This window comes from Citrobacter sp. EC_71 (genome assembly GCF_019584005.1).
Lineage (GTDB): Bacteria > Pseudomonadota > Gammaproteobacteria > Enterobacterales > Enterobacteriaceae > Citrobacter > Citrobacter werkmanii.
Window position 1 is genome coordinate 147,136 of the sequence record NZ_VDAY01000004.1, and the last position, 12,017, is coordinate 159,152.

Here is a 12,017-nt window from a genome sequence, read left to right on the forward strand (position 1 = left end):
GGACGAGAGATGACCCGCCCGATACTGGCCAGCATTGACCTGCAGGCGTTGAAACAAAATCTGGCCATTACGCGCCAGGCCGCACCGGACGCCCGCGTCTGGTCGGTAGTGAAAGCCAATGCCTACGGACACGGCATTGAACGAGTATGGAATGCGCTGGGCACAACCGACGGTTTTGCCATGCTCAATCTTGAAGAGGCGATAACCCTGCGCGAGCGGGGATGGAAAGGCCCGATATTAATGCTGGAGGGTTTTTTCCACGCCGACGACCTGACGGTATATGACAAATATCGTCTGACAACGTGTGTGCATAGTAACTGGCAGCTTAAAGCATTGCAGAATGCGCGTCTGAATGCACCGCTCGATGTTTATCTGAAGGTGAACAGTGGCATGAACCGTCTGGGTTTCCTACCGGACAGAGTTTCCACGGTCTGGCAACAGCTGCGGGCAATGCCCAACGTCGGTGAAATGACGCTGATGTCGCACTTCGCGGATGCAGAACACCCGAATGGCATTCAGGAAGCGATGACGCGTATTGCGCAGGCGACAGAAGGGCTGGAGTGCAGACGGTCACTGTCCAATTCAGCTGCCACGCTGTGGCATCCTGAAGCGCATTATGACTGGGTTCGCCCTGGCATCATCTTGTACGGTGCTTCGCCGTCGGGGCAATGGCGAGACATCGCGAATACAGGTCTCAAACCTGTGATGACGTTAAGCAGCGAAATTATCGGCATACAAACGCTGAAAGCCGGCGATCGGGTCGGCTACGGTGGGCGTTACACCGCCAGTGGAGAGCAACGCATCGGCATTGTGGCGACCGGGTATGCAGATGGTTATCCGCGCCATGCGCCGAGCGGCACGCCAGTGCTGGTGGACGGTGTGCGCACCAAAACGGTCGGAACGGTCTCAATGGATATGCTGGCGGTTGATCTGACGCCATGTCCTCAGGCGGGGATCGGCACGCCGGTAGAGCTGTGGGGCAAAGAGATTAAAATTGACGATGTGGCCGCTGCTGCGGGTACGGTGGGCTACGAGCTGATGTGTTCGCTGGCGCTGCGCGTACCGGTTGTGACGGTGTAACTTTGTAAAATTGCCTGATGGCGCGCAGCTTTCAGGCCTGGAGAAGCAGTGTATTTTGTATGCCGGGTAGGCGCCGCCGCCACCCGGCAAAAACAGCTACGTTACTCATCCTCATCTTCAGCAACGCGAACACCAACCTTCAGCACCGCATTATCTTCTTTCTCTGCCACCGTCCAGATCATGCCAGCAAATTCCACCTGGTCACCGACGACCGGCGCGGCGCCTAACAGGTGCTGAACAATTTCACCCAGCGTTTGCTGTTTATCGCGATACTCTGTGCCATCGTCGAGGCCATATATCAGCGCCACGTCGGCATATTTTGCGCTGGCTTCGAGAATAAAATCCCCAAAGAAGCGCTGGTCTAACGATACCGGCGGCGACTGGCTGAATAGCTTGCCGAGAGCGGGGAGATCGCGCTCGCGACCAATGACGCACAACACGTCGCCTTCACGCAGGCGCGTGCTGCCCGACGGATGAAACAATACATTGTCACGAAACAGGGCGGCAATTCTCGTTTCTTCCGGCATATGCAGATCGCGCAATGCGGCTCCCACACACCACTTATCCGCGCTGAGCTGATAAACAAACTGCTCCCAAGGGTTATCCGGGTGAATATCCAGACCAATACGCGAAACGGGCCAGCCGACCGGCGGAACCACCACTTTGGCCTTTTTAGCCGCCCAGGAAAGCGACGTTCCCTGAAACAGCAGGGAGATCAGAACCACGAAGAAGGCCACATTAAAGAACAGACGCGCATTCTCCAGGCCCGCCATCATCGGGAAGACGGCAAGGATGATCGGCACTGCCCCGCGCAAGCCCACCCAACTGATAAAAATACGCTCGCGCAGATTGAAGCCACGGAACGGCAGCAGTCCGGCGAAGACCGACAGCGGACGTGCCACGAAAATCATCCACGCGGACAAAATCAGCGCCGGAATCGCGATAGGCAGCAGGTCGGACGGTGTGACCAGTAGCCCCAGCACCAGGAACATGGCTATTTGCGCCAGCCAGGCCAGGCCATCGAAGTTTTGCAGAATACCAAATCGGTTGCGGATCGGGCGATTACCCAGCAGGAAACCGCACAGATAAACCGCCAGAATACCGCTGCCTTCCAGCGCGGTAGTCAGAGCAAAAATGAGGATCCCGCCGCTTAAGGCCAGTAACGGATACAGCCCGGCAGGCAACGAAATGCGGTTAATCATTTGCTGCAGCAGGTAGCCGCCGCCGAGTCCCAGCACAATCCCTAAGCCAAACTGTTGGAGAATATGCACCGCGAACATCCAGCTTAAACCGGTCTCGTGGTTTTGGATCATGGCGATAAGCGTGATAGTCAAAAACACCGCCATCGGGTCATTACTCCCGGATTCAATTTCCAGTGTGGAGCCAACACGTTCGTTAAGCCCCTTACCGCCAAGCAGGGAAAAGACCGCCGCCGCGTCGGTGGAACCGACTATCGCGCCAATCAATAGTCCCTCAATGAGATCCAGATTAAACAACCATGCGGCCATCATGCCGGTAAGTCCGGAGGTAATCAGTACCCCGACGGTCGCCAGCGATAGTGCCGGACCCAGCGCGACGCGAAAAGAGCTGGCCTGGGTACGCATGCCGCCGTCGAGAAGGATAACCGCCAGCGCCAGGTTACTCACCATGTAGGCAAAAGGGTAGTTGTCAAAAGGAATACCGCCGACACCGTCCACACCGGCTAACATCCCGATAGCGAGAAATATCACCAGAATAGGGATGCCAAGACGTGATGAGAATGAACTGAGTAAGATACTGCAGGTGACGAGAACGGAACCCAAAATAAAAAGGCTAAAAATTGCTGCGGCATCCAACGTTCGTTTACTCCTGAATTACGCTGTTTCGTATTAACAAACCCTAACATAATAACGACAGAAACAGCGTTTTACTTAGCCCTGTTGGCAGCTTTTTTTACGATTTAAGTACCGGATGACCATTTATGGTGAGCTGAGCGCCATTTTTATCGTTTTTCAGCATCGCATTGGCCCCCAAAGGCAGGGTGACGGTACGTTGTTCATGACCAAAATCGAGACCGCTGATTAACGGAACTGACAATCTGTCGCGTAGAAAAGCGCAAACCGAATCAAGGCTGTAACCGGCGTCATAGTCATTGGGCGCACTGCCGCTAAAACTGCCAAGAATAATGGCGTTCTGCCGGGCCAGTATTCCCGCATGGTATAGCTGCAGCAGCATGCGTTCAATACGGAATGGGTGCTCATTAATGTCTTCCAGCACCAACACACCGTTTTCGATAGCGGGCATCCACGGTGTGCCCATCAGCGAAATGATCATCGCCAGATTTCCGCCCCATAGCGTACCTTCGGTCGCACACGCCGGGCCGTTACTCTGCCATTCAAGGGTAAATTGGGGATGACGCAAAGCCTGCCAGAAATGGTGCTCGGTAAACGCGTTCATCTCCTCGGCCCCGAAGTTAGCCGCCAGCATTGGGCCGCTGAAGGTAATCACATTGCCCTGCGCCAGCAAACCGCACTGAATCGCCGTAAAATCGCTGTGCCCGCACAGCAGTAGCGGGTTTTGTTGCTGACGAGCAGCCAGTCCCTGCCAGTCGATCCCTTCCAGTAAACGGCTCGCGCCATAGCCGCCGCGTACCGCCATGACAATAGTATCAGGCGTGTGCAGATTAACGAGCGAGTTCACATCTGCCAGACGTTCTGCTTCTGTGCCCGCAAAACGCTGGCATCGGCGCGCAATGACCGCTGAATTATCGACCTGGTGACCGGCCTCAGTAAGCCGCGCAAGCCCACGTAATGCAGCCTGCTGGTTGATACAGTAGCCCGAAGGGGCAATTAAGTGAAACCGGGACATGGCATTTCCTTGCTACAACTAAAACCAAATGTATATCATGCCGCGTAGGTATGTCGTTGTCACCTCAGCGACAGGTTCCGGCTATAAGGATAGATGACGTGAAATTGAGATGGTTTGCTTTTTTGGTTGTATTACTTGCGGGTTGTAGTTCAAAACAGGATTACAAAAATCCGCCATGGAATGCTGAAGTTCCGGTCAAACGCGCAATGCAATGGATGCCGATCAGTGAAAAAGCCGGTGCGGCCTGGGGTGTCAGCCCACAATTGATTACCGCTATCATCGCCATTGAATCTGGCGGAAACCCGAATGCGGTCAGTAAATCGAATGCGATTGGTCTGATGCAGTTAAAAGCGTCCACGTCAGGACGCGATGTTTACCGTCGTATGGGATGGAGCGGAGAGCCGTCGACCAGCGAGCTGAAAAATCCTGAGCGTAATATTTCGATGGGAGCCGCCTACCTGAGTATTCTTGAGACCGGGCCGCTGGCCGGAATTGAAGATCCTCAGGTGATGCAATATGCGCTGGTGGTGTCGTACGCTAACGGGGCGGGCGCACTGCTGCGAACATTCTCCTCCGACAGAAAAAAAGCCATTAATAAGATCAACGATCTCAGCCCGGATGAATTTATTGAACATGTGGCTGATAATCATCCGGCGCCGCAGGCTCCGCGCTATATCTGGAAGCTTCAACAAGCGCTGGATGCGATGTAATTCAGGTGATGTTAATCGCGCACCTTGTTTGCTTTTTCCCGGGCTTCGCGCTCAAGGGAAAAAATAATCCGCTGTAAATTCCGCTCCACCGCCGGGCCGACGTTGAGAAAACGAAAGCTCAGGCGGGGAGTGGTAATGGTTTCGTTTTTGCTGTCGATAACTTTGCGCTCGCTAATAGAAATGAGTTGGGCGTCCACGTGGTACACCCCCCATTGCGCCATGTTCAGTTCAACGTGTGAGAAGCGCATGCCTTCTACCAGTCCCTCTGGTTTTGCCGTTTCTAACAGTCCACCCATGCCGCCGAGAGACAAATCGAACAGGCGAAAATGCAGAATGCTGTTGTCCGGCATCTTTGCCGCGCAGCGATAGGGGGGGTGCAGCGGCGCACCGATACGGAAATATTCCCGGCGCTGAATAAACCACAGTGAAGGCGGCAGCGTTGAGATAAATGCCGGTAGCCGCTGATACTCGCCTTTTTTAAGCTGCGGCAGGGTGAATTCCACTTTGGCACCCTGCGTTTCGGCGATAACTGAGATCTGGCTGGCCCGCTGCACGGCCTGGTTTTCATATTCCTGACTGCCAAAGTCCATGATCAGTTCGTCCGGGGTGACTGCCAGTATTTTGCTGATGAACTGGCCACCAGACCAGGAGATACGCAGTGGAACCTGCTGCGAATTTAAGTCCCTGAGTACGCCTAACACCGCTAACGGATTTTGCTTCAGGAACTGCTCATTGTAGATACTCACACCTAATGACTCCTGGATGCCGGGTTTATCGTTGGATTATCGGCATCAAACGACAGAACTTAAGACAAATGGATGAAATTTTTTACTAAAGCCAATGAATTAAGTCTGCGCGTAAAAGCGTCATCCAACAGCTTGCCTATACTTAATGCACTGGCGCGGGAATAACGAGCGCACATTCACTGGAAAGAGGGCCTGAAAATGGGAATTATTGCCTGGATTGTTTTTGGTCTGATTGCGGGTGTTATCGCCAAACTGATTATGCCGGGGCGCGATGGCGGCGGTTTTATCCTGACCTGTATCCTCGGTATCGTCGGTGCTGTGGTCGGCGGATGGCTGGCAACAATGTTTGGTATCGGCGGTGATGTCAGCGGATTTAATCTCCACAGCTTCCTGGTGGCCGTGGTCGGCGCGATTGTCGTGCTGGGTGTCTTCCGGCTTGTACGACGAGATTAATCGAACGGCCCCCGAGCGGTAATGCCGTTCAGTTAAGCATGTAAGGTGAACATGTGATTCTTGCTCAGGGTTTCGTTCACCTCAACGGTGTCATTTCTCTGAACCGCAGACACCCGTGAACGTGCAAGGGAGGCTCGCCGCCACCTCCCTTGCATCCCAGGTTCCCGGCGGGAAAATCGTCGCTGCGTGAGCTATTCGTCTTATTCCGTCTGCCTGTTGGGTCGGGGCCGAGCCTACGTCCCTGCAGGCCGTCCTCTCTGTCCGCATCCCTGCGGACAGACCCGGTCAGCCGTCAACGCCTCATCGATTTTCAGCCGGATACGGGTCATCGCTTCAACTCTCTGACTTTCAGTTAAATCTCTTTTGCTGTTCAGACATAATCAGATAAAAATACAGGTGGTCAGGTGTGGTTGGTCCGGCTGAAAATTGCCGACGTGTTTCCGTAAGGCCGGGAGAACCCGCATGGATGCGGGGTCAGGGCGCGCTTTGCATGGATGCTACCTCGCGCCCGGCCCGATAGCCTGAAGGAATAAGCGGAGGGAACCACGAAGTGGCAATTTTCCCGCCGGGAGCCGGGATTGTAAAGGGCGTGGCGAAGAACGCCCTTTACACGTTCACAGGAATCGGCGTTTCAGAGAAACTATGGATATGAGGTGAACGGAACCCTTTATCTGAGAGTGCATATTCATAACTTCTACCCACACAGGCGATACTTTCTGAAACTAAGGCGTTAACTGAACAGCATTACTCCGAGTGGGGCCGTTTCTCTGCATCGCTATGTCAGAATTGATACTCAATTCCCGCCCAGTAATTACGGCCTTCTTCGATAAATCCTTCGCTGTACACGTATTGTGTATCGAACAGGTTATTGACTGAAGCGTTGACGCTGAACCCGTGACCGATGGCGTAGTCGGCGCGTAAATGGGTAATGGCGAAACCTGCGGCTTTCTGCGAGCCGTCGCTATTGCTATAGCTCGATGAGCGGGCCTCTTCAGACAGCGTAATGCTCAGCGGATCCCACGGTTTCAGCGTCATCCATGCGGTGAGGGTTTGCGTCGGCAAATCGGTTATTTTGCCGATGTCGCTGCGTTTGACATCCGCATGAATCAGGCCATAGCTCAGCCCAACATCCAGCATATCAAAGACTTTACCTTTAACGCCTGCATCCAGACCGGTGTAATCCACCCGGCCGCTGTTCTGATTCTGGATGGTATCGGCATCAATATTGTGTGAAAGAATGGCATCGCTGATGCGGTTGTAATAGACGCTGGCTTCGAATCCCCAGTCTTTACCAAGTGAACCATTCCAGGTCAGATCCACGCTGCGGGCGCGTTCCGGTTTAAGCTGCGGATTGACCAGCGCCACCTGGTTATAGGCCGGTTTCGAGGTGGTGTAGCGCTCTTTCAGTGTTGGGAAACGTGTTCTGTCAGAGTAGGACAGCGCTAATGTGTCTGAATTTTCAAAGTGATATTTGGTCATCATCTGCCAGTTGAAGGCCGACTGATTGTTGTCATCATAGTGGGTGACGCTACCATTTTTTTCGTGCTTCATGCCTTCCAGACTGTCGCGCCAGTCATAGCTTATTCCAGCTACTACATCGACGTTATCCGCCGCTGCCCACTGGTATTCGCTGGCAACGGACCAGGTGCGGTCTTCGTAGCGATCGTAAGCCGCATTCGGAGCGCCTTTCTCGCGGTGAACATCATCTTTCCAGTTCACGGCGAAAGAGAGTAGGTCGTTTTCACGCATATCCGCAGCAAGTTGCAGGCCAGCGCCATCGCTATAGTCTGAATAATGACTGTAGTTGCCTTTCTTGTTTTTCAGATCGGCAAGTGAGTTGTACATCATCAGCGTATTTTCAAAGGTATCGCGATACAGACGGCTTTTCAGGGTGAAACGATCGCCCAGATGGGTGGTGCCCTGATAGTAATAGCTCTCTTTATCGTACTGTGGCCATTGCCAGTAGCGTGATTTCTGACTGCTGGTTCCAGCGTACGGCGGGTTATCTTTTTCACCGTCCTGATTAATATAGGTCAGCACATATTCGTCATTACCACCTGGGGTAAAGCCCAGCTTCACGATGCCGCGTTTGTCATCTGCGGAGGAGTTAATCATCTTGCCGTTGCTGCCCGCAATAGGGTTGTCCACGCCGTGCGGTAAGCCAAGGAAATCCTGCTTCAACTGACTGCCGCTGAGCTGGATGTAGCCGAGATCGTTGCTGGCGCCAAATGAAGCGTGCATATCGTGGGCATTGTCTTTGCTACGACTCCAGCCCTGGCGATAGCCAATGCTGCCTTCAATCGGTTTGGTGGGCTTTTGGGTGGTGATATTGATGGCACCGCCCATCTGGTTCGGCCCTTGTAACAGCGACGAGTAGCCTTTGGAGACTTCAACCGAAGCGATATCGGAGGTCAGAAAACGGCCTAAATCGAGGTTGCCATCATAGGGGATGTATACCGGCACGCCGTCAAAATAGACGGGAACCTGACGGCTGTCAAAACCGCGGACTTTCACCTGCTGTTCATTGCGGTTGCCTGACTTTTGCAGCACGACGCCGGGAACAACGCTCAGTGCCTGCGCCACGTTTTGCTTATCCAGTTGCTGCATCGTTTCCTGGCCGAGAACCGTAGTGGTTGCCGCGGAGGCCGGGCTTGACCAGACTGTCATGGTTTCGCTTTCCTGCCCAGCAAAAGCACTATGCGCGAAAGCAAACGACAGGGCTGTGTAAAGACAACTTTTGTTGAAATTCATTCTTTTAGTCCATTTATAAATGTTATATGCCACGTGCGTCCGGGCTCAGGCTAACTTTGATATCCGCAGGCGGAGCGTAGTAAGGCGCGGAGGTGATAAAGAGTCTGATGCCACAGTCGAGATAACTCGCCAGCGAGGCGAGGGTAATGCCGCCAGTCAGCGCCAGCGTGCAATGGGGGGCCAGAGAAGGGGCCAGACGGACAATTTCTGTTGCCTGCTCAGGGGTAAATTTGTCGAGCTGCAGGACATCGGGGGCGGCGCGTAGTGCGGCTATTGCTTCAGCTGGCGTATCCGCTTCGACGACGATCTTTTTTTCTGGCGCATGACTGCGTAAGCTCGCAATAACACTTGTCCAGTCGTCTGGGTTGGTCAGAAAACGACGGTGATTAGCAAACAGCAGTACCGTTTCGGCGCATCCTCCCCGGTGGATGATGCCTCCGGCGGCGAGTATTGCCTGAGTCGCCAGCAAACGCGTACCGGGGATGGCTTTGCGGGTGCAGGCTATCTGTCCATCGGGATAGCGCTGACGCAGTTGGCTCAACATGCTCTCAAGATAGCCCGAAACCCCGCAGCTCCACTCCAGGACATTTTGTACCGCTTTCCAACCCTGGTGCAGCGCCGCCGCATTTCCGTGCGCGCGAATCAATTGCTGTCCGGCGCTGACCTGTTCACCATCGGCCACCCCGTCGCTGACGGTTAAACCTAATGAGGTGAGCATTTGTCTGGCAACGGCGGTGCCGCTAACGCATCCGCCCTGGCGATGGTAAAACGTCATAACACCAGGTTGCGCGCCGATACCCAGCGCGCGGGTGGTCAGATCCCCGCCCTGGATATCTTCCAGCAGCAGCGCGTCGGTTTGCGCCTGCGAAAAGTAGATCATCTCAGCGCCTCCTGCGGAACGCTGTCCCACCAGATAAGCGCCCAGTCACGACTGGCGGGGGCAATCGCGCGAGGATCCTGCTGCTGATACCAGGCTTCCAGACGTTCGATCTCGTCGGCGCTCAGGTCCCCCATACTCCAGCGCACGTTTTCGAGAAAATGTGTCCAGGTGCTGTTGTCCTGCTGGCAGTTGGGTCCGCGGATAAAATCAACGTGCGCGTGGATCCCCATCTGATACAGGACATTAAGCGCATAGATATAGTTGGGAAGCTCAATCACTTCGCGGCCCAGCACACGTTGAATGGTGGGAGAAACGAAAGATGAACTGACGAGATGAGTGGTATAAACCCGCAGCCGGGCCTGATTATTCAGTTTGGTCATCGCCTGGCGCATATCGGCAACCAGCGTGGAGCGCGAGGCGACGGCGATATCGCACTGGGGTAAATCATCCCAGTGCTCTTCCCAGGCCCTCTGCACCCACTGTACGTGATGGGCATTCATTTGTACGGCGCGGCGGGTAGCTACGCTCAGCATTCCCTGGCTGTAATCTACGCCGTAAATTATTGGCATCTTTTTAGCCAGCGCCAGCGAGACCGTACCGGGCCCGCAGCCCATATCAAACAGCGACTCTGCGCCTTTCAGGTCGATCTTCCCCAACAGCTGCAGCAGATAGCTGTCGGTTAATGAGGCGCAATTCTCCGCCATTTTTTCCGCACGTTTATCCCAGTGCTCCGGCTTTTTCTCGGTTCTGTTCGCCAGTTGTAACTGTTTACGGTAAAGATCGGCAAAATCAATGTCGTCAATGAGCATTCTTATCCCTTAATTATGTGAGCCAAAGAGGTGGTGAGCAATTTGTGACGGTGTAACGCGATACAATTCAGCCAGACGATCGGCGGCGAGCTGGTGTTCAGGACGTCCCTGCGACACTTCACCGTCTGGCTCGACGCGTACCACGCTGTCGGCGATTGCCCGGGCATGCAGCGGGTGATGGGTCGACATCAGCAGGGCCATACCCGAATTTTTCAGCGTCACCAACGTGTCGAGCAGGCGGATTTGATGCCCAAAATCCAGGCTGGAAGCAGGTTCATCCAGCAATAAAAGGCGCGGACGTTGCGCCAACGCGCGGGCAATTAACACCAACTGCCGCTCTCCGCCGCTCAGTGTGTTCCAGCGTCGAGACGCCAGGTGAGAGATCCCCAGCATCGCCAGCTGTTGATGGGCAATTTCATGTTCTTTAGCCCCGGGAACCGCAAATGCCGCCAGTTGCGGGGCCAGTCCCATCATCACCATGTCCAGCGCGCTGAAGGCAAATGCGCCGTCATGCGCCTGAGGAACCCAGGCGATGGCCGCGGCGCGTTGCCGATCGTTGAGATGATTCACCGCGATGCCATCAAGAAGAATGTCACCGTGAAGCGGCGGAAGAACCCCGAGAATGGTGCGCATCAGGGTCGTTTTTCCACTGCCGTTGGCGCCAATCAGACAACAGACGGAGCCGGGCGAAACCTGAAATGAGACATCGCGTAACACAGGTTGTTGACTGTGGTACCCCAGCGACGCGTGGCGCACGATTAATAGCGTCATGACCGGTTTCCCCGCAGCAAAAGCAGCAAAAAGAACGGCGCCCCAATAAATGCAGTCAGGATCCCCAGCGGAATTTCCGTGCTGCTCAGCGTACGGGCGAGGGTATCGGTAAGCAGCAGCAAAATGGCGCCGATCCCCATGGACACGGGGAGCAACTGCTGATGGTTATTGCCACTGATGAGTCTGCCAATGTGCGGCACAACCAGTCCAATCCAGCCGATGATGCCCGCGATGGCGACGGTACAGGCGGTAATTAACGTTGCGCAGACGATCAGCCCCAGTCGCAATCGGGAGACGTTGATCCCAAGCGATCGTGCTTCATCATCCGACAGGGTGAGCAGGTTCATGCGCCAGCGCAGCAGCAATAGCGGGACCAGTCCTGCGAAGATCAGCGGTGCCGAGAACCACAGATCGTGCGAAGTGATCGTCGATAAACCGCCAAGCAGCCAGAAGGTGATAGACGGGAGTTGGGTATACGGGTCGGCCAGCGTTTTGATGAGTGAAATCCCCGCGCCACATACCGTACCCAGCGCAATCCCGACCAGAACCAGCGTTAAAACTGGGTCGTGGCGCTTGACTCGCCGGGTAATCAACCAGACACCGGCGACCACGAATAAACCGCCCGTGAACGCATACAGTTGAATAAACAGGATCGGTAATCCGAACAGGATTGCCGTACAGGCACCTAAACCGGCACCCGCCGCCACGCCGAGGATATCCGGCGAGACTAGCGGGTTGCGGAACATGCCCTGATAGGTGGTTCCTGCGCCTGCCAGCGCCGCGCCAAGCAGCAATGCAGCCAGAATGCGCGGCAGACGGATTTGCCAGAAGACGATTTTGTCCTGCATCGGGACGCTATCTGTACCGGCAATAAGATTCACGACCTGCTGTGCATCCAGGCGATACGCGCCCGATACTGCAGCGACGCTCGCGCAGAGCACCACCGCCGCGATCATCAGAAAACCGAGGG

11 protein-coding genes are annotated in these 12,017 nt (G+C 54.8%); 3 read left to right on the forward strand and 8 right to left on the reverse strand.

Annotation, left to right across the window (positions count from 1 at the left end; genetic code table 11):
- Positions 1-9: 9 nt before the first annotated feature.
- Positions 10-1,080, forward strand: coding sequence for a catabolic alanine racemase DadX (gene dadX / locus FHD02_RS05805; protein ID WP_137350167.1), 1,071 nt, complete (start codon positions 10-12; stop codon positions 1,078-1,080).
- Positions 1,081-1,181: 101 nt separating this feature from the next.
- Here the strand turns inward: dadX and FHD02_RS05810 are convergent, their stop codons facing one another.
- Positions 1,182-2,915: a potassium/proton antiporter gene (locus FHD02_RS05810; protein WP_220393680.1), complete on the reverse strand. Its 1,734-nt coding sequence runs from the start codon at positions 2,913-2,915 to the stop codon at positions 1,182-1,184.
- 97 nt (positions 2,916-3,012) lie between these two features.
- Positions 3,013-3,927 (reverse strand): muramoyltetrapeptide carboxypeptidase, encoded by a 915-nt coding sequence (gene ldcA / locus FHD02_RS05815; RefSeq protein ID WP_220393681.1) that lies wholly within the window; start codon positions 3,925-3,927, stop codon positions 3,013-3,015.
- 98 nt (positions 3,928-4,025) lie between these two features.
- On the opposite strand from ldcA, the gene emtA reads away from it, so the two are divergent.
- Positions 4,026-4,637 carry a membrane-bound lytic murein transglycosylase EmtA gene (emtA, locus tag FHD02_RS05820; protein WP_151225551.1) on the forward strand — a complete coding sequence of 204 codons (612 nt, stop codon included), beginning with the start codon at positions 4,026-4,028 and terminating at the stop codon, positions 4,635-4,637.
- Positions 4,638-4,648: 11 nt separating this feature from the next.
- Here the strand turns inward: emtA and FHD02_RS05825 are convergent, their stop codons facing one another.
- Complete coding sequence (locus FHD02_RS05825; RefSeq protein WP_220393682.1) at positions 4,649-5,383, reverse strand: flagellar brake protein; 735 nt, start codon at positions 5,381-5,383, stop codon at positions 4,649-4,651.
- A 198-nt stretch (positions 5,384-5,581) separates the two neighbouring features.
- Here FHD02_RS05825 and FHD02_RS05830 point away from each other — a divergent pair, with 198 nt between their 5' ends.
- Complete coding sequence (locus FHD02_RS05830) at positions 5,582-5,836, forward strand: GlsB/YeaQ/YmgE family stress response membrane protein (RefSeq protein WP_006684222.1); 255 nt, start codon at positions 5,582-5,584, stop codon at positions 5,834-5,836.
- A gap of 780 nt (positions 5,837-6,616) precedes the next feature.
- Here the strand turns inward: FHD02_RS05830 and FHD02_RS05835 are convergent.
- Genes FHD02_RS05835 through FHD02_RS05855 form a run of 5 tightly spaced genes read right to left on the reverse strand, consistent with a single transcriptional unit; the run spans position 6,617 to position 12,003 of the window.
- A complete protein-coding gene (locus FHD02_RS05835; RefSeq protein ID WP_220393683.1) occupies positions 6,617-8,587 on the reverse strand; it encodes a TonB-dependent siderophore receptor in 1,971 nt (656 codons plus the stop codon).
- 22 nt (positions 8,588-8,609) lie between these two features.
- Positions 8,610-9,467, reverse strand: coding sequence for a ModD protein (gene modD / locus FHD02_RS05840; RefSeq protein ID WP_137370528.1), 858 nt, complete (start codon positions 9,465-9,467; stop codon positions 8,610-8,612).
- Complete coding sequence (locus FHD02_RS05845; RefSeq protein WP_220393684.1) at positions 9,464-10,276, reverse strand: class I SAM-dependent methyltransferase; 813 nt, start codon at positions 10,274-10,276, stop codon at positions 9,464-9,466. The genes modD and FHD02_RS05845 overlap by 4 nt, the downstream gene beginning before the upstream one ends.
- 9 nt (positions 10,277-10,285) lie before the next feature.
- Positions 10,286-11,047 carry an ABC transporter ATP-binding protein gene (locus tag FHD02_RS05850; RefSeq protein WP_043016073.1) on the reverse strand — a complete coding sequence of 254 codons (762 nt, stop codon included), beginning with the start codon at positions 11,045-11,047 and terminating at the stop codon, positions 10,286-10,288.
- The gene (locus tag FHD02_RS05855) at positions 11,044-12,003 is read right to left on the reverse strand and encodes a FecCD family ABC transporter permease (protein WP_370867277.1); all 960 of its coding nucleotides are present in this window, start codon (positions 12,001-12,003) and stop codon (positions 11,044-11,046) included. Before FHD02_RS05855 ends, FHD02_RS05850 begins: the two co-directional genes overlap by 4 nt.
- Positions 12,004-12,017: the final 14 nt, after the last annotated feature.

What these genes read in the sequence shown, in the direction of transcription:
- dadX (WP_137350167.1), top strand. Translation starts at nt 10, where the DNA reads ATGACCCGCCCGATACTGGCCAGCATTGACCTGCAGGCGTTGAAACAA.
- ldcA (WP_220393681.1), bottom strand. Translation starts at nt 3,927, where the DNA reads ATGTCCCGGTTTCACTTAATTGCCCCTTCGGGCTACTGTATCAACCAG.
- FHD02_RS05830 (WP_006684222.1), top strand. Translation starts at nt 5,582, where the DNA reads ATGGGAATTATTGCCTGGATTGTTTTTGGTCTGATTGCGGGTGTTATC.
- FHD02_RS05835 (WP_220393683.1), bottom strand. Translation starts at nt 8,587, where the DNA reads ATGAATTTCAACAAAAGTTGTCTTTACACAGCCCTGTCGTTTGCTTTC.
- modD (WP_137370528.1), bottom strand. Translation starts at nt 9,467, where the DNA reads ATGATCTACTTTTCGCAGGCGCAAACCGACGCGCTGCTGCTGGAAGAT.
- FHD02_RS05845 (WP_220393684.1), bottom strand. Translation starts at nt 10,276, where the DNA reads ATGCTCATTGACGACATTGATTTTGCCGATCTTTACCGTAAACAGTTA.
- FHD02_RS05850 (WP_043016073.1), bottom strand. Translation starts at nt 11,047, where the DNA reads ATGACGCTATTAATCGTGCGCCACGCGTCGCTGGGGTACCACAGTCAA.
- FHD02_RS05855 (WP_370867277.1), bottom strand. Translation starts at nt 12,003, where the DNA reads ATGATCGCGGCGGTGGTGCTCTGCGCGAGCGTCGCTGCAGTATCGGGC.